At 33.7% G+C, this 18,734-nt stretch carries 15 protein-coding genes; 4 read left to right on the top strand and 11 right to left on the bottom strand.

Annotation, left to right across the window (positions count from 1 at the left end; all coding sequences use genetic code 11):
* Positions 1-339: 339 nt before the first annotated feature.
* Positions 340-4,071, bottom strand: a complete 3,732-nt coding sequence (locus tag J7574_RS08010; protein WP_290966744.1) for a metallophosphoesterase — start codon at positions 4,069-4,071, stop codon at positions 340-342.
* 26 nt (positions 4,072-4,097) lie between these two features.
* Here J7574_RS08010 and J7574_RS08005 point away from each other — a divergent pair, with 26 nt between their 5' ends.
* On the top strand, positions 4,098-5,276 hold the full coding sequence (locus J7574_RS08005) for a Pycsar system effector family protein (protein ID WP_290966741.1): 1,179 nt from the start codon (positions 4,098-4,100) through the stop codon (positions 5,274-5,276).
* A 250-nt stretch (positions 5,277-5,526) separates the two neighbouring features.
* On the opposite strand, the gene J7574_RS08000 is transcribed toward J7574_RS08005, so the two are convergent.
* Positions 5,527-7,896: a GAF domain-containing protein gene (locus J7574_RS08000; RefSeq protein WP_290966737.1), complete on the bottom strand. Its 2,370-nt coding sequence runs from the start codon at positions 7,894-7,896 to the stop codon at positions 5,527-5,529.
* A gap of 225 nt (positions 7,897-8,121) precedes the next feature.
* Here J7574_RS08000 and J7574_RS07995 point away from each other — a divergent pair, with 225 nt between their 5' ends.
* Both J7574_RS07995 and J7574_RS07990 read left to right on the top strand, forming a co-directional pair.
* Positions 8,122-8,874 (top strand): SDR family oxidoreductase, encoded by a 753-nt coding sequence (locus J7574_RS07995; protein ID WP_290966733.1) that lies wholly within the window; start codon positions 8,122-8,124, stop codon positions 8,872-8,874.
* Between the two features lie 71 nt (positions 8,875-8,945).
* Positions 8,946-9,527: a TetR/AcrR family transcriptional regulator gene (locus J7574_RS07990; RefSeq protein ID WP_290966731.1), complete on the top strand. Its 582-nt coding sequence runs from the start codon at positions 8,946-8,948 to the stop codon at positions 9,525-9,527.
* A gap of 86 nt (positions 9,528-9,613) precedes the next feature.
* On the opposite strand, the gene J7574_RS07985 is transcribed toward J7574_RS07990, so the two are convergent.
* The 9 genes from J7574_RS07985 to J7574_RS07945 all read right to left on the bottom strand — a co-directional run bounded on the left by J7574_RS07985 (position 9,614) and on the right by J7574_RS07945 (position 16,232).
* Positions 9,614-10,672 carry a nucleoid-associated protein gene (locus J7574_RS07985; RefSeq protein ID WP_290966728.1) on the bottom strand — a complete coding sequence of 353 codons (1,059 nt, stop codon included), beginning with the start codon at positions 10,670-10,672 and terminating at the stop codon, positions 9,614-9,616.
* Positions 10,673-10,714: 42 nt separating this feature from the next.
* Complete coding sequence (locus J7574_RS07980; RefSeq protein WP_290966726.1) at positions 10,715-11,074, bottom strand: four helix bundle protein; 360 nt, start codon at positions 11,072-11,074, stop codon at positions 10,715-10,717.
* A gap of 115 nt (positions 11,075-11,189) precedes the next feature.
* Positions 11,190-11,732 carry a hypothetical protein gene (locus tag J7574_RS07975; RefSeq protein WP_290966723.1) on the bottom strand — a complete coding sequence of 181 codons (543 nt, stop codon included), beginning with the start codon at positions 11,730-11,732 and terminating at the stop codon, positions 11,190-11,192.
* A 190-nt stretch (positions 11,733-11,922) separates the two neighbouring features.
* On the bottom strand, positions 11,923-12,522 hold the full coding sequence (locus J7574_RS07970) for an HPP family protein (protein ID WP_290966720.1): 600 nt from the start codon (positions 12,520-12,522) through the stop codon (positions 11,923-11,925).
* An 84-nt stretch (positions 12,523-12,606) separates the two neighbouring features.
* Entirely contained in the window at positions 12,607-13,887 is a 1,281-nt protein-coding gene (locus J7574_RS07965) for a chloride channel protein (RefSeq protein ID WP_290966718.1), read from the bottom strand.
* Between the two features lie 270 nt (positions 13,888-14,157).
* The gene (locus J7574_RS07960) at positions 14,158-14,547 is read right to left on the bottom strand and encodes a VOC family protein (protein WP_290966716.1); all 390 of its coding nucleotides are present in this window, start codon (positions 14,545-14,547) and stop codon (positions 14,158-14,160) included.
* The gene (locus J7574_RS07955) at positions 14,547-15,122 is read right to left on the bottom strand and encodes a sugar O-acetyltransferase (RefSeq protein WP_290966713.1); all 576 of its coding nucleotides are present in this window, start codon (positions 15,120-15,122) and stop codon (positions 14,547-14,549) included. The genes J7574_RS07960 and J7574_RS07955 overlap by 1 nt, the downstream gene beginning before the upstream one ends.
* Before the next feature lie 3 nt (positions 15,123-15,125).
* Positions 15,126-15,584, bottom strand: coding sequence for a YciI family protein (locus tag J7574_RS07950; protein ID WP_290966711.1), 459 nt, complete (start codon positions 15,582-15,584; stop codon positions 15,126-15,128).
* Between the two features lie 189 nt (positions 15,585-15,773).
* A complete protein-coding gene (locus J7574_RS07945; protein WP_290966708.1) occupies positions 15,774-16,232 on the bottom strand; it encodes a DinB family protein in 459 nt (152 codons plus the stop codon).
* A gap of 140 nt (positions 16,233-16,372) precedes the next feature.
* Between J7574_RS07945 and J7574_RS07940 the strand changes: the two genes are divergently transcribed.
* Positions 16,373-18,538, top strand: coding sequence for a TonB-dependent receptor (locus J7574_RS07940; RefSeq protein WP_290966706.1), 2,166 nt, complete (start codon positions 16,373-16,375; stop codon positions 18,536-18,538).
* Positions 18,539-18,734: the final 196 nt, after the last annotated feature.

Here is an 18,734-nt window from a genome sequence, read left to right as displayed (position 1 = left end):
CCACAAATTCCACAAATTTCCGCTAATTTTTATTTGAAGAATAAAAAAATAATTCGCCTAATTAATAAAAAGAATAGCCACGAATTCACGAATTTTATTTAAAATCATTCGTGAATTCATGGCTAAATTTTTTTATAGTTTGCTACGTTCACTAATTTCTGCAATTTTTTATTACAGAATAAAAATTTAATTCGTGTAGATTTGTGTAATTCGTGGCAAAAAAAAAAACAGCCACGATTTCACAAGTTTTATAATTAAATTCGTGAATTCGTGGCTATTTTTTAATTCAGGTTAAGGGAAAAACTTAGAACCTTAGCATCTCAGACCTTAGAACCTTTTTTAAAAACTATACGCTGCTCCAAAAATCAATCTTCCAATTTCGTCAGGAGATTTAAAATAAGAGATTCTTGCGGTAATAACATTTATGGCATTCAACCAAAGTCCACCGCCGTAATCTTGATGCCATTTTCTAGACTCTTCGCCATCAAGCCAAACCCTTCCGTAATCGAAACCACCTAAAATTCCATACGTAAAAGGAACTATGGTTTTTCGGATTTTGCCAATACTTAAACGTAAGTCTGAACTTTGAGAAAAATAAGAATTTCCTAAGAAACGCTCATTTCTAAAACCGCGCAAATCGGTGTCGCCACCCAATGAAGCACCTTGGTAAAATTCGTAGTTATTATTGAAAATAACTTTTCCTTTAAAGTAAGTTGCCAGAATAAGTTTTCCGTTGTGATCAATTCTATGGGTAAAACCTAAGATACTTTCAAGTGTTGGGAAATTCTTTTTGGTTTCATCCAAATTTGCTGTCCATGTTCCCGCAATCATAAAGTGCATTCCTAAAGTTGGTTTCGCAGCAAAATCGGAATTCTTAAATACATATTTAACCTTCAAGCTTCCAAAATTTTGGCTGTCAAAAACATCCGGATTTACAATTCCCGGAATATTAATGTATCGGTTTTCGGTTTCTTCAACTGTCATTCTCTGGAAAATTGGCTGTATGCTAAATTCGCTTCCAAATCTTCCAACGTGTCTAATCGCGCCCGAAGCATTAAATTTTCTGATACGCACACGATTGTAATCCATTCCTAAATCGTCATTGTATTGTGCTTCATTCCCATAACCGAAATAGTTCATGGCAAAATTTGGAGTTGTATACAGCGATTCTACGTCAATAACCCATTTGCCTAATAAACCTGGGAAATGTGCGGCATAATTAAATTCTAAACCGCCAGTAGCAAAATAATAAAAAGCATTAAAAATATGTCTTTGCGTATAAGGGTTTTGTTTAAAATTATTGACAGTATAATTTACGTTCGCTCCTATTTTTACACCATCATCAGGGTTATATCCAATGGTAGGAAGTCCCGCAATTACATTGTATTTTGGCCTCTCATAATTGTATAGATTAACATCGTAATCATCGGTTAACTGTGTCTGTGTTTTAGAATCCAAATTATAAGTATTCTCTTTTGATTTAAAATCGTAAACAATAACCTTTCTGCCGTTTTCAATATTATACGTATCATTATTCTGTCCGCCAATCAAACGAATTTTTATGCTAGATTTCTGGTCTCCTTTTACTTCAAAAGTGTCATTATCGTCCAATCCGTAAATCCAAAGATTTTTGGTTTTATCATCGGTTACATTTTTTGTGTAAACCAATTCATCGCCTTCTTTTTTAATTCTAAAAACCTGAATTTCAATTCCTTTTTTTACATTATGATTCAAAACAAACTTGTCCTTTTTGTCTGTTCCAGCAATCATAACGGTTCTGCTTAAAACATCAGAATATTCGCGAGCATACTTTTGAAGATCTTTTTTTCTTTGTTTTAATTTATACTTAATTTCATCTACCGTTTCATCCTGAACCTCTTTTGGCATGTTCTTGAAAGCCTCATCTATATCGGCATCGGTTAGATTCTCTTGAATGTATTTAGCCTCTTCGACCCATTCTTTCTCTGTAGCGGTTTTTAAAAACGCCAAATCCATTGGGTAAGGTTCTCTTCCAAGCCATTTTACATTGATTCTATCACCTTTAAAAGTTCGCATATGACGTAGCGGTGGCATATTCATGATAAGAGAAAGCAAAGCGCCATCATATTTTACAAACGCCTGATCACGATCTCTTGGAATTGGTCTGTAAATTACCTTTCCATTTTCTTTATATTCAGCCCAACGCCACTGATCGCTATGTCTGTCCCAATCTCCTAAAAGAATATCAAACAAACGCGCTTTTATATATTCTTTTTCATCAACAACATATTTTTCATCTTTATGAAGATTCAGCATCATGTCATCGGTTCCAATAATATTGTCTGGTTTTCCGAAATTTTTTCCATCCAAATGATTGTCGGCTGGTCTTTCTTCGACCATATACAATTGATCTCCAAAACTGGCATTAAATTCGCCCAAACCATTTTGTTTCGGAATATAATATAAAATAGGATTCGTATGTCTCAAACCAATTTGATCGGACATTCCGCCAATAGCAAAAGAAGCATAAGGGTGCGATGAAGTATAAAAATCAAACAAGAAATCTTCTACATACGTTTTTTCAAAATCATTTACGATATATTGATCCTTAAAAGCAACTGATTGTAAAAAGGTAGTAGCACTTTTTTTCATGGCACGCATAACAAACTCACGCCCCTGAGGATCAGACATTCTTAATGAAACCGATTGATGTCCGCCGCCTTCGCGAATGGGTTTTAAACCGCCTTTTAAAGTATCTACAGTTGCAGTGGTCGCTTCAATAGGAAGACTGTAATATTTTCTATAGTGTTGGCCAAACAAAAATCTATGAAATGCACTTTTTTGAGTCATTTTTGGCGAATAAATCGAAGTGGTTACCGTTGCAGGAAATTTATTCGGAATATCTGAAGCCCAATTGATTTCTTTGGCTTTGATAATTTCGCGTTCAAAAAGCAGTTTTTCTTTATTATTTTCATTTCCATAAAAAGAAACTTTTGCATCACCACTTTTATACATAGTTAGTGTGGCATAACCATTTCCGCCATACGAAAAATCGTAAGGATTAATAGCTCTTGCCGCTTCCGATTTTGATCCGGCACCGCTGATAATCTGCTGAATATTTTCTTTACTGATGTATTGTAGATTATGATCGTGTCCAGAAACCACAATTACATTTTTCTGCTTTTGCAAAAGTGTTTTAATTCTTTTAGCGTAAATGGTATATTGTTTGTTTTGAATATCCTGCGGACTAACTCCGCCTGTTTTTCGCACTAAATTGATGAATGAACCAATAACAGGAAGAGGAATTTTTTGTTCTAAAGGAAATAATTGTTTTTCTAACGAAAATTGTCCGCCGTGTGTTCCGTTGCTCAATAACGGATGATGAATTGCCAAAACAACTGTTTTCTCTTGATTTTTGTTTAAAAGCCCTTCTAATTCTTCAAAAAAAGCTTCTCTAGTTTTAATTTCACAATCATCATTTATAGTTGGATGATCGTTCCAATCTTCCAAAAACCATTCACTATCAACAGCTATCAAAGTTGTGGTGCTATCGATTTTTACACTTTCAATTGGGCATGATTTTCTAGGAAGAAAACTTTTTTTATCGTTCAAATATTTCGTCACAAAATCAGCTTGACGTTCCAAACCTTTAATGCCGCTGTACCAATCATGATTTCCAGGAATTACGACTGTTTTTCCTTTAAAACCTTCGGTTAATTTTAATTGGTTAGTCAGTTTTGTTTCTGCTAAAGCTTTATCTTCAGGGTGTTTGTTACTAGGGAAACCTTTTGGATAGATATTATCTCCTAAGAAAAGAAGCGTCGACTTTTTGCTTGCTTTTTTCAGCTTTTGGTGCAAAAGCTCGAGTGTTTGTTGTGCTTGTTCTTCGTCTGCATTTCCTGCATCGCCAACAAGAAAAAAAGTATGTGCAATTTTTATAGTATCGGTAGCGTTTTCTGTTTCATTGGCACTAACATTTTTTCCGTACTGCGGTTTACGCGTCGAACAAGAGTACACGATGAATAGGGCCATAATTGCTAAAGAATAGTTTTTAATCTTAGCAATAAAATGATTATCCAAAAACAATTTCATAATTTAGTGGTATAAAAATATTCTTTATGAATCTAATAGAACAATCCGAGGATTTTGTTGGTAATTTACTCAAAGATAAACTTTCTAATTTATATTCTTACCATAATTTTAATCATACTTTTACAGTGGTTACGGCGGTAAAAGAACTGTGTAAAAAAGAAGACGTAGAAGGTGAGGATAAGGAAGCGCTTTTGGTTGCCGCATGGTTTCATGATACGGGATATATTAAAGGATATGAAAATCATGAAAAGAAAAGTACTGAAATTGCGGCTGAATTTTTGCGCGAAAAAGGAAAATCGGAAGAATTTATAGCCTTGGTGTCAAGTTTGATTTTGGCGACCGTTAAAGAATATGAACCTAAAACACATTTGGAGAAAATTATTCGAGATGCAGATTACGCTCATTTAATGGGAACTGAATATGTGACAACTTGCGAGTTGCTTCGCCTAGAATTGAAAAATACGGGAATAGTGAATTTTTCTAATGCCGAATGGACGAGAGAAAATTTGAATTTCTTGCTGAATAAACACCGATTTTATACCGATTATGCTTTAAGAAAATGGCAGCCTCTGAAAGAGAAAAACCTTTTATTAATTCAGAAAAAAATCAATAAACAGGAATTGAAAGCTGCAGCGGCACTCGAAGAAGAAAACAAAAAGAAAGATAAAGCAGAAAAACCAGATCGCGGAATTGACACTCTATTTCGTGTTACGCTTGGAAATCATACCCGCTTAAGTGGCATTGCCGATAGTAAAGCCAATATCTTATTGTCTGTAAATGCAATTATTATTTCGATTGCTCTTTCGTCGATTATTCCTAAATTGGATAGTCCGAAAAATGCTCATCTCGTGGTTCCAACTTTTATTATGCTGATGTCGAGCGTAATTACCATTATTTTTGCCATTCTTTCTACACGTCCAAAAGTAACTTCAGGATTTTTTACCCGAAATGATGTTGAGGATAAAAAAGTCAATTTAATGTTTTTTGGAAATTTCTATAAAATGCCTCTCGAAGATTACGATTGGGCAATGAATGAAATGATGAAAGATAGAGATTATCTTTATTCAACCATGATTAAGGATTTGTATTATTTAGGATTGGTTTTACAGCGAAAATACAATCTGCTCCGAATTGCGTATAACTTCTTTATGTTCGGAATTATTATAACGGTTATTGCTTTTGTGATTGCTTTTAAATCGATTTAATTTTAAAATTTTAAACACATAGAAAGATAGATTTTTCTAAATCAAAAAGAATAAAGAAAGAAACTTGTTTCTAACACATAGTTCAAAATGCAGAAAGCTTTGTCAAAGTTCTAAACTTCGACAAAGCTTTTTTTAGTTTATTCAAAAAAAATAAAAATCCGTTTTTATCCGCGTCTTCGCGATAGCGAATCCGTGTCATCCGCGTTCAGTAAGTTATTCAATAAATAAAGTCAAAAAAAAGCTCAACCAATTAGTTGAGCTCATCTAGTAAATCCTGATAGGTTATTTTTTTAATTTCTGAATTAGATTCGTTGTTTATTACTTTTACACGAATTGCTCTCAGACCAGAAACCCCTTGAAGATCTTCTACTTCAAATTGTTCTATTGAAGGTTCAAGAATTTTTTTGTGCTGCAGGTATTTAATGTATTTTAAATATTCTGCTTCTTCACTGTTTTGAGAATATACAATTGTGATTTTCTCTTTCTCAGTAATTCTTTCGCTTGTTCCTTTAATATGCGATTTGTCAATTCGTTTCTTAACGACTTCGTATCTGGCATTGTAAGTTCCGTCAACATCAAAACGTTTTTCATCCATTCTAAAACGGATTGAAAGAGGCGAACTGAAAACTAAAATTAATGAAGTAACATCCAGTTCATAAGGCAAAGAGGCCTTAAGATCGTGGTGTTCCAATTCCATTTCGCATAAAGTCTGCAATTGCCATAAACGAAGGTTGTGCAGATACATGATATCAAATGGTTTTGTTGGCGAAATTGAAGCTCCGATATACAAATTATGCTCTACGCCATCTGTTTTAAAACGTTCGTAGTAATGTGGATAAATCTGCTGTGCTTCAATTTGTTTTCTATCTAAAACGCTTGCCAGTCTTTTATTGATAATCGACATGGCGTTGTCGAATTTTTTTCTTTCCTGATAAAACATTCCTGTTTTTTCATCCAGGTTTTCAAAATACAATGCTTCTAGCTTTTCGCTTTTTGCACTGCTCTTGGTATTTTTTAAAATCGGATGAATTTCTTCTTCAATATAGCGCTGAACATGTTGCTCTGTATCTGCTTTTAAAGGAAAATCCAATTCACTTCTAAGCGATTCCAATTCAAATTTTCTTTGTTCCAAAAGCACAAGGTTAGAATTGGATTCTTGATTGTCAAAAATTTCCAAAAGAGCCGTAAGCTGATTCTTTAAATCAATTTTTACCGTTTCGTTTCGGTGCTCAGACGAACCTTTAATATCGATTTGACCATACAGCGGATAGACATTTTTAAAAACGATTTCTTTAAAAATGTAATCTTTAGTATGATTCATATTCTGAAAATAATTCTGCGATTCTCTCTTGAATTTCCAATAAACGCTCGGGTGAATTGTGGTGTATTCTCGCTGAATAATCGCTTCAATCTGATGTTGCATATCGGTATTGTAGCGATCAATAGTATCTGTTAAATACGGAAGAACCAAATCAAGTTTGGTAGCATTAACGCTGTTTAAATCTCTAGGATTTTGAGAAACCAACTCAACAACGCCCAATAAATGTCCGTTTTTGATAACAGGCGCAAAAATACAGCTTTGAATTCCCTGTGAAAGCAAATGTTCGCCCAGTCTTTTATTGCTTGAGTTTTCTGTGAATTTGCTAACATTTGAAATAACAAAAGGTTCTCTATTGTCTACTAAATTTTCGAATGAACATCCAAAAAACGCATTTTTACAATCTACTTCCTGATCGGCAGAAAGCAAAAAGCTCTTCATCTGATTTTCGTATCTCGCTGGTCTTATAAATTTCTCTTCTTCAGCATTATAAATGATAAATCCGACTTTTAAATTTGGAAGGTTAAAAATCGACTGAAAAATGCTAGAAACTTCTTCATCTGTCGCTACCGTTTTTGGTCCTGGTTTCAACAGACTGCTCTTTAAGATCGATATGGCACTTTCTGTTGTGGCGTCAAACAAGGAGACAATTCCGAAACCTCTTAAAATCCAGCTTCCTTTTGGGAATTTAGATTTCCATAAATCAATATCGTTATAATTATCAATTAATTGGTCGATATCTTCTTGCGTTAACGGAACAGAATTTTCAGTCGGAATAACTTCCATGAAATCAGCGTTATATAAAATTCTATAATGTTTCTCTACACCATTTTCATCTGGAATATCGTAGAAAAAAGGCTGATTAAAATCAATACGCTGATTGTAGTAATAGCTAAGAATAAGGCAGCAGTTGTTAATATAGAATTGATGTTCGCTAAAATCACGAATTTCCATATAAAATTCATCTCCTGCATTTTTAAGGATTTTTTTGAAACGTTCCGTATAATTGAAGGAGATATTTTGAAATGGAATAGTAACAGCTTTTATTTCGTTGTGCGTCAATGCAGTTGGAAATAAATCGGCCAAAATATTTTTGATTAAAGCTTCATTCTCTTTAATAACAGAATAATCTTGAATTCCAGTTCTCAGTTCTGGAATTAAATCAATCTGTTTTAAAATTGCTTTGGCATAATTGGATCTATAATCAACGTCTGACAAGGCAATTTCTTCAAAAGATTCAATTAGCTTTTGGAATGAAATTATAGTGGTAAAAGGACTTTCTTTGAAAAATTGAATATCCATCTGTAGTAATTTTTAATGCAAAATTAAGCATAAATTAAGAAAGAACGCTATTTTATAATTTCTTTCCTCTATTGTTAAATAGTTGTTTCCCTTATAATTAAAGGTTTAAAGTAGGTAGAATTTTATTTTAACTAAAAATTAACATATTGAATAACGGAACGATCGTTCCGTTATTATATCTTTGTACCGTAATAATTGAATAATCAATAACTTAAAAACAATAAAATGAAAAATTTAGAAAACAAAGTTGCGATAGTAACAGGTGGAAACAGTGGAATTGGATATGCAACAGCAGCTGATTTAGTCTCAAAAGGAGCACAAGTAATTGTAACAGGAAGAAACAAAGAGGCTTTAGCGAAAGCAGAAAAAGAATTGAACGTTACTGGAATCGTAGCAGACCAATCTGATTTAAAATCAATTGATAATTTGGTTGAAGAAGTAAAAGCAAAATTCGGAAAAGTGGATATTTTATTCTTAAATGCCGGAATTGCAGCTTTTGCTCCAGTAGATTTAGCTTCAGAAGATCATTATGACAGTATTATGAATGTAAATGTGAAAGGCGTTTATTTTACCGTTCAAAAAGTATTGCCAATTTTAAACGATGGAGGCTCAATAATTCTTAATACTTCTATAAATGCTCACGTTGGAATGCCAAATTCAAGTGTTTACGCAGCAAGTAAAGCGGCAGTATTATCATTAAGCAAAGTATTTGCAACAGAATTGGCACCAAGAAAAATTAGAGTAAATGCTGTTTCTCCTGGACCTATTGAAACACCAATTTATGGTAAATTAGGTTTAGAACAAGCTGAAGTTGAAGGTTTTGGTGCCGTGTTGGGAGAAAAAATTCTATTGAAGCGTTTTGGACAAGCTTCTGAAATTGCAAAAACGGTTAGTTTCCTTGCTTCTGAAGATGCATCGTTTATTACAGGAAGTGAAATTGTAGTTGATGGTGGACTTACTGTAAATGCCGTTGTATAATTTTTTTGACTAATTCAGGAACGATTGTTCCGTATTTTTGTATCTTTGTGTTGAATTTTAATTTAGATGTCATGGCTAGAACGAAAGAATTTAATGAAGATCAGGCTTTAGATAAAGCTATTGAGATTTTTTGGCACAAAGGTTACAACGGAACTTCGGCTCAAGATTTGGTTAATCATTTAGGATTAAGCCGTTCTAGTTTGTATGATACTTTTGGAGACAAGCAAAAGCTTTTTGTAAAGGCATTGAAACGATATCAGCAGCAAAACCATGAGATTCTTAAAGATTTATTAGGGAATGCTGAAAATATAAAAACGGCTTTTACTGAAATTTTTAAACAGGCGGTTGTAGAAAGTCTTCAGGACCGAATTACAAAAGGCTGTTTTATGGTAAATTCTTCGGTTGAACTGGCGATGCATGATCCTGAAATTGGAAAGATCGTTCACGAAAATCAGAAAATAGTCGAAGATATTTTTTGTGAAGCCATAAAAAAAGGGCAGGAGAACGGACAGATTTCCGATAAACAAGAAGCTCGATCTTTGGCTCGATTTATCTTTAACAATTATTCGGGAATTCGAGTTTTGGCAAGAGCAGGTGAACGCGACAAACAAGTTTACGATGATATTCTAAAATCGATTTTCGCTTTGTTTTAGAAAATCAATTGCAATAAAAAAAACGGCAGTTACAATTGTAGCTGCCGTTTTCTGTATTATAAGTAAGTAATAGAAAATGAAAACCCTTAGCTTTTCTCTTCTTTGTTGAAGTAAACTAAGTAGTAATACATTTGTTTTTCTTCATCCCAGCCTTTTTCAACAAATTTTTCTGCACTTTCAGGATTGATGAAATCCATTTTAATCTGAATATGAGTATCCAAATTAATTACGTTTTTAATCGATTTTCTAGCGTCAGAAACTGCTGCATTGGCAATAGGGAATGAGGTAACATCTTCGATGCTGTATTTTTCTCCTTTATCAACTTTATAGTTTTTAAATTCAGGAATCAAATCAGGATTGTCTAGTACTTCATTCAAGAAATTCTGTTCTTCAAACTGATCATTTTTAGCGAAATAATTCACAGATCGGTTCATAAACATTACTTCCTCTTTCTTGTCTTCTGCTGGCAAAACAACGTCTTTTGCGAAGTTTTGACAGAATTTTAAATATTTTTTAGTGATGAAATTTTCATCCTCAAAAGCATCAACAGATAAAAAGTGCTCTAACCAGTAACGCGCGTCGTAACGGTTGCTATCTACAGTTAGGATTTTATATCCCTCTTCTTTTTTATAGTTGAAAATCAAACATCCTTTATCCAATTTACTCAAGTTGATTCCTTGCTGTAAAATCATTTCAAGGTTGCTTCCGTTTTCTTCAAACTGTAAAAAGTCGGCTTGCAATTCGCTTTTAAAAATCCCAATTGCATCCACAACATTGTTGTCAATACTAAGGTTTGTCAAATAGGTTACATAAACCTCTCCGTTTTTAATGTGCGGGTGATTTGACTGCTCGTATAAATGTTTAGTGATTTTTTTAGAAACCTCATGAACACTCGCCGGATTAGCAAAAATCTCAGTTGCAAATTTAAACATGTCGTTGTAGTCCAAGTCCACTTCATGTGCAAACTGATAATAGTTTTCTTCTTTTTCTCTAAAAGGCTTAAAAAAGAATTCTTTAATCAAAGGCACAATCTCGTCATTTAGATTAAACGGCTGCTCTGATAAAAAAATAGCTTCGTTACGGCTCTTGTTTCCTACGCGATGTATCGCAAGGGTATCGATGTGGGTGTTGAATAGGTTGATCATTTATTTTAAGTTTGGAGTGACAGAGTGACAAAGAAACAAAGTTTATCTGCGCTCTTTTAATTTTTTTATAAAAGCGCTTAACATTCGCTCTAATTCCCTGCTTTCACCATTTATTTTACTGAATTGGTACTCGGTTATATATTTTAAATTGAATGAAATTTCAAGTTGAGTCTGCATTTCAAATAAGGATGATATAGAAATATTTAAGAATCTTAGTAATTCAGTATTTCCATTTCTGCCATATCCTTCTGCAATATTGCTTGGTATTGATATTGAACTTCTTCTAATTTGAGAAGATAATCCATAAATTTCTTCTTTGGGAAATGAATTTGTTATTTGGTAAACCTCAGTTACCAAATTCATAGATTTTTGCCAGATCAAAAGGTCGCGAAAAGTTTTCATATTTTATATTAAAAAAATCAAATATAAAATTAAGAAAAAACTCACAAAATAAAGTGTTGGCTCTTAAGAGAAAATCTTTGTTACTTTGTCACTTTGAATCTTTGTCCCTCAAAAACTAATTCCAATTCTCCTCAAACCCATAATCCTCAAAACTATCGTCTCCTTCGAACATGTCTAGATCGTCTTCGTCTAGGTCGTCTTCAAATTCTCCATAGATGTCGTCGTGCATGTCATCAGCTTCAAAGTTTTTTTCGATGGCGTCTGCTGGCATTTCACCGTGAGAATATAAAGTTTCTGGGTAAGTAACTCCAACTTGTTCATCTTCTACAGCAGCCAATTCAACTAAGAAAGTCCACATGCTGATGAAGTCATAAACGTAGATAATCTTTGTATTTTGTTTGTCTAAAATACTAGATAACGGATAATCGTTCATGGTTCTTATTTCGCCAGGAACATCTCCTGTATCGAAAAGCGGAATTTCATCTTCTTGATTCCAAGTATCATCACAAGTATAAAATGAAGCCACTTCTGATCCGTCAAAGCCAAAAGAGTTGAAGATTGCATTGTGTAAATCCTCAAGAGTATCATCTTCAAGAATAGCGATGTCTCTAAAAATATCTTCTTCGGCGTCTAGAATAACTCTAAATTTATAAACCATAATCTTTGTTTTTATTGAGAGGTCAAAGGTAAAATATAAAAAACGAAATACGAATTACGAATCGTGATTTGTTGAAAAGATTTTAAAAAATTGATTGTCAATTAGTTTGTCAGGCTGAGCGGAGTCGAAGCCCTTTTCCGATTGGAGCGCCCTTCGACTTCGCTCTGGGTGACATTCGATAAAGAAAAACTTATTTTCTCGCCAATCTTTTTCGAATCTTATGATAATGTTTGTGATACGTACTATGACTTGGATAACTTCTGCTAGAAGTCATATTATTAAAAATCAAAGCGGTTAAAAATAAGATTAAAACGCCAATTAGAACGGGCGAAATTACATACATATAGCCTAAAGCTTTTATTTGGGCAGAACCTGTAACCGCAATTAGAGCTGTTGCACCTCCTGGCGGATGCAATGTTTTGGTAATCTGCATGAAAATAATGGAAAGAGAAACAGCAAGAGGAGCAGAAATATAGACAATATCTGGTACTAGTTTGTTTATGCTAACTCCTATAAAGGCTGAAATAAGATGGCCACCAATTAAATTTCTGGGTTGTGAAAACGGACTTTGTATAATTCCATAAATCAAAACACTCGAAGCGCCAAAAGAGCCAATTAAATAAACAACATCGCTTCCTGTAAATTGTGAAGATTCTAGATAGGCTAATATTCCAATTCCGACAAAAGAACCTAGAAACGACCAAAAGTGTTCTTTGTAATCAATTAAAGTCTCTTTGTAAAGGATGTAGCGTGTTTTGCGATAGCTTCTTTTTATTTTTTCAGTTGGCATTATTGTGGTATTATAATTTACTCGTTATGTTTTTAAATATACTTTGCTGTATATTCTATCTTTAGATTATATACTAGTCTGAAATTATTTAACTAAACTCGGCGAATAACTGTAAACAGTATACGGATAAATTGTTTTTGCAGTATATTTTGAAATCAAACAAACTACAAGAATCGGTAAAAACAAAGTATAATCGTTTGTTAAGCCGCAAACTAAGAATATCGCTGTAAAAGGCGCGTGAATACTAGCACTTAAAACTGCAGCCATTCCGATAATCATAAAGTTAACTGGAATTACATTGACGTGAAAAAAGCTGTTTAAAACCGAAGCTAATAGTAATCCTAAAAATGCTCCGATAAATAAACTAGGTGCAAAAACACCGCCATCGCCTCCAGAAGCCAATGTTATGGAAGTAACAATAGGTTTCAGAATTAAAATTCCAATAAATGTTAAAGCTAAAGTTATCGTCAATTGCATTTGAGGTGCGTTACCGAAAATTCCTTTTATAGCGTGGTATCCTTCTCCGTACAGTTGAGGGAAAAAGAATAATGATGCGCTTAAAACAATAGAGCCTAAAATGATTTTGTAATAATGTGTATTGATTTTAGCAAATTGCGATTTAAAGAATAAAACGCAACGAGTTAAGTAAACTGAATTCATTCCCGCTAAGATTCCTAAAAGAATAAAGTACGGAATTGCTTTCAAATGCCATGTTGCGATTGAAACCGCAAACAAAGGTTCTTCTTTTAAAATGGTTAATAAGCCAAAAGCGATAGAAACTGCGATTAGGTTTGAAATAACAAATGCACGAGTAACTTTTCTGGAAATTACTTCGTAAGCAAATAAAACTCCCGCAATCGGACTGCTGAAAAGTGCGGTAACACCGGCTGCAACACCCGCGCAGATTAACTCTGTTTTGTATTGGCGGAACACATTTTCTTTTTCATGAGCAACAGAACCAATCGTTGCTGTGGCAACAACGGTAGAAACTTCGATTCCGGTTGAACCTCCAAAAATGACCGTTAATAATCCGTTGATGAAGTGAGATGGAATTTTATAAGAAGGAAGGTTCTTAGATTTTGATGCTGTACTTTCAAAAACTTCTTTGATTCCTTTGTTTTCTTTTTTCTTGAAAAGATATTGTCTTAAGAAATAAATTACTGACAATCCGAAAACTGGAAATACGATATAGAATATTGGGTGAATGGATACTTCGTGAAAGAAGATTTCTTCGTAATATTCTGTTATTTTTTTGAGTGAGATTCCGAGAAAAGCGGAAAGAAAACCAATTAAAATAGAAACAATAACTAATTTTCGAAGTTTGATTAATTGATGATTTTTTTTGATTTGCGCCGTTTTATTCATCACGTTAAATTTGAAGATCCGCATTTTTTTCTGCGGGTTACAAAATTAAGCATGATATTCGGTTTTTTCTAAGAAAAGTTCATTTTAGTGTGTTAAAACTGATATAAATAGGAAAATTCTTTCGTTAAAAAAGAGACAAAGTTACAGAGTTACAAAGGGACAAAGTTTTTTTATTTTAATTAATAATATGCGTGTAGTTTGAAGAATAGTATGATATAAAGTGAGGGAAACCTCTGTTACTTTGCAACTATGTCCCTTTGTTTCTTTTATTTATCTTTCGTAAAACTCAATTGGAAGCAAATCTGGATCAGCAATAAAAGTAAAACGTTTTTCAGTAGTTTCATCAATTCTAATCGGTTCAGATTCTATTTTTTTTGAAGTTAAAAAAGCGATGGTTTCTTCCAGATTAATCACTTCAAAAGCCAAATGGCGCAAACCAACAGCTTCTGGACGTGAAGGCCTTTGGGGAGGATTTGGAAAAGAAAACAACTCAATAACATATGTGCCATTTAAAGCCAAATCTAATTTATAAGACTGGCGTTCTTCGCGATAGATTTCTCTAATTATGGTCAAACCTAAAATCTGAGTATAGAAATATTTCGATTTTTCGTAATCGGAACATAAAATGGCAATATGATGGACTTTATTAAGGGTAAGCATTATTTTTTGGATTCAGGTTCTTGATTTAATTTTCGAATTACTTTTGCTGGATTTCCAACTGCAAGCGAATTGTCTGGAATGTCTTTGGTGACTACAGATCCAGCTCCAATAACACAACCTTTTCCAATAGTTACGCCAGGACATATAACCGAATTTCCGCCAATCCAACAATCGTCTCCAATCGTAACAGGATAAGCATTTTCTAATGTTTTTCTCAATTCAGCGTCAAGCGGATGAGAAGCAGTATAAATTTGAACATTTGGTGCAATAAACACATTCGAACCAATAGTTACAGGCGCGCAGTCCAGAACAACACAATTCACATTAAAATAAACGTTTTCTCCGCAGAAAATATTATAGCCATAATCACAGTGAAAAGGCGGTTCTATATATAAACCAGCTCCAGCATTCGGAATCAGTTCTTTCAAGATCTCTTTTGCTTTTTTGGTAACTCTATATTCTTTTACGTTTAAGCTATGCAAAAGATTTTTTGCAGAGCGGCGTCCTTTTAGTAATTCAGGGTCAAAGGCGTTGTAATATTCGCCAGAGATCATTTTTTCTTTTTCTGTTTTCATTATTTACATTTTCGTCTTAGCAATTTTATCATGCATTTTCGGAATTTCCTGCAATGCTGCGGTACAATACCAAGGCGTTAATTCGGCTTCGAGTAAATTGGCTTTTATTGCGGGATCAGTAGCAATAAGAGTTTTGGCTTCTTCTATAGTTTCGACATTAAAAATAAAAATACCGCGATAATTTCGATCATTTTTCATGAAAGGTCCGGCCACAACCAGTTTTCCTTCTTTGGCTAATTTTCCAATATTAGCCATATGTCCTTCAAAAAGTTTTTTGGATTCTTCTTTAGAAACGGTGGTATTGCTTCCTGATTTTAGTAGGCAAAAAACATATTTCTTCATTCCATATTCGTCAGCATGAAGTGATTTGGCTAAAGCTTCATCATATTTTGCTTCGGTTTCTTGCGAAAAAGCGATTGTACTAAAAAGTAAAAATGCTAGAATAAGTATTGAATTTTTCATCTGATAATTTAAATTTAAAGATTAACCTCAATTTTGTCATTTCGACGAAGGAGAAATCTTCACAAGAAACTCCGTAAAGAAAGTTATCCAATCTGTATGGAATCCCGCGTGTGATTTGCTTCACCTGTTCGCTATCGCTCGGGTCTCCTTCGTCGAAATGACAATACTGTGCGAAAAATATTTTTATAACTAAAGCAGTTTCTTCAAAATAACAATCTGTCCTAAATGATACACATCGTGCTGAATAATACCGTGAATGTGTTCGTAATACGTATGGCCATTATTTACATAAATTTTAGCTAAATCTTCATCATTGAAATTCTCAAAAAAAGCATTCCACGAATCTTGAGTTTTTGCCAATGTCTGAAGCGATTGCTCCCAAGCCACTTCAGAAGGGTCTAAGACAGGAACAAAATAATTATGATCGGGAGTAACGATCACTTCGCCTTGCATGCGCTCTAAAATATTTCTTCTCCATTGAATCAAATGATTGACAATTTCCCAAATCGTATTCAAATTAGGGTTTATTTTTCGGTATGCCTGTTCTGCGGTTACATTCTTTAAAGTGCTGTCTAGATTGACTTCTAGCCAAGGATTTCCATTGTAAATGGATTGATATAAATTTGAAATTCGTTTACTTTCTGACATAAAATGGTGATTTTGGATTTCCTAGCTAATATACAAATTAGTCATTTACAACTCATCCTCGAAATTCTACAATTGGGTTATTATATATTTTTTAACGTTTAATGTTAAAATACATTTGCCTCATCAAAACCAAAGATGATATGAAAACCAAATTATTTTTTACAGTTAGCTTTTTATTTTTTACCGCATTAATTTTTGCTCAAAATACAATTTCAGGAAAAGTAGTTGATCAAAAAGGAAAACCAGTTGCAGGCGCAAACATTTATATTGATGGAACTTATGATGGAGCAACAAGTTCTGAAACTGGAGATTTTTCTTTTGAAACAACCGAAACAGGAAACAAATTTTTAGTGGTTAGTTTTCTGCTTTTCGAAACTTTCAAACAAGAAATTGATGTGGCAAATTTTAAAGGGCAAACCGTAAAATTAAGAGAAAATGTTAATGCTTTAGATGCCGTTGTGATTACAGCTGGAACTTTAGAATCTGGAGACAAAGCTAGAGTTTCTGTTTTAAAACCTTTAGATATTGTGACTACAGCGGGTTCGGCAGGAAATATAGTTGCGGCTCTGCAAACTTTGCCAGGAACGCAAACAGTAGGCGAGGACGGACGTTTGTTTGTGCGTGGAGGTGAGGCAAGCGAAACTCAGACTTTTGTAGACGGAATTCGCGTAGCACAGCCTTATGGCGCAACAACAAATAATTTACCAACAAGAAGCCGTTTTTCTCCTTTCTTATTTAGCGGAATCGCATTTTCTACTGGAGGTTATTCTGCAGAATATGGTGAAGCTTTATCGAGTGTTTTGCTTTTGAATACGCAGGATGAAGAAGATCACGAAAAAACAGATATCGGATTAATGACGGTTGGTTTGAGTTTAGGAAACACGCAGAAATTCAAAAAAAGTTCTTTAAGCGTAAACATGATGTATGTGAATTTGGCTCCATATCAAGCTATTATTCCGCAAAATGTAGATTGGAATAATCCGTATCAATCACTTGGAGGCGAAACGGTTTACAGATACAATTTTACAAATGGAATTTTCAAATTGTACGCTTCATTTGATTCTGAAAAATTCGATTTAAATCAGAAAAACGTCAATTTTGAAAATCCGATCAGAACAGATATGAATAATAATAACTTCTATTTGAATTCTTCATACAAAGGAAGTTTTGGAACAGGATGGACATTAACTTCTGGAGTGAGTTACGGTTACAGCAAAAACAAATTAAAATACGACATTACAGGAGTTGACAGTCAAGAAAACGCAGCGCAACTGAAATTAAAATTAAGCAAGAAATTCTCGAACTACTTTAAATTGTCTTTTGGAACCGATTATTTCATTACAAAATACGACGAAAATGTAGCAGATCATATTGCGCTTGATGTTACAAATGGTTACGACTCAAACATTTTTGCAGCTTATACCGAAGGAGATATTATGTTTTCTAAAAAATTAGCTTTAAAAGTTGGTTTAAGATATTCAAATAATAGTTTATTAAACGAAAACAATATTGCGCCGAGAGCTTCATTAGGATATAAAGCTTCAAAAAGCAGTCAGTTTTCTTTTGCTTATGGAGACTTTACACAAACACCTGTCGTAGATTATATTAAATTTTCTAAATACCATCAGTTCGAAAGCGAGAAAGCAAGTCATTATATTTTAAATTACACTTTTACAAGACCTGGACAAACGCTAAGAGCAGAGGCTTATTATAAAGATTACAGCAATTTGGTGCAGTACAATACAAGAGACATTCAGTACAACTCGGTTTTCAATAACAACGGATCGGGTTATGCAAAAGGAATCGATTTGTTTTGGAGAGACAGCAATTTGTACAAAAACTTAGAATATTGGATTTCGTACTCTTATATCGATTCAGAAAGACAGTATAAAAACTTTCCGTACATGGCAACTCCAAACTTTATTGCAAATCATAATTTATCTGTCGTAACAAAATATTTCATTACAGATTGGAAATCGCAAGTTGGTTTAACAAACAGTTTCAGCACAGGACGTCCGTACAATGATCCAAACCAGACACAGTTTATGAACGGAAAAACAAAATCATACAATAGCTTGAGTTTCAACTGGGCGTATTTATTGACAACACAAAAAATCCTTTATTTCTCTGTTTCGAATGTTTTAGGAACAAAAAATGTTTTCGGATATGATTATGCCAAAAATCCAGACCCAAGCGGAGTGTATCAAAGACAAGCCGTAGTTCCAACCGCAGATCGATTCTTCTTCGTAGGTTTCTTCTGGACGATTAGCCAGAATAAGAATGAGAATCAGTTGAAGAATCTTTAAAAAGGTTCTGAGGTTCTAAGATACTAAGGTGCTAAGGAAAAGCTTAGAACCTTAGTCCCTAAGAACCTTAGCATCTTTAAAAAAAACAATTCAGTAACCAAAATCAACAACTCAGTATCATTTAATTTTAAAAGACTAAAAACCAGCATACTTTTGAAGTGTAAATTAAATGGAACAAAGAAACAGAGCGGCATAG

The organism is Flavobacterium sp. (genome assembly GCF_017744675.1).
In the GTDB taxonomy this organism is placed as follows: domain Bacteria; phylum Bacteroidota; class Bacteroidia; order Flavobacteriales; family Flavobacteriaceae; genus Flavobacterium.
The sequence above is the reverse complement of the archived record's forward strand: the minus strand, read 5'-3'. Positions and strand labels throughout refer to the sequence as shown.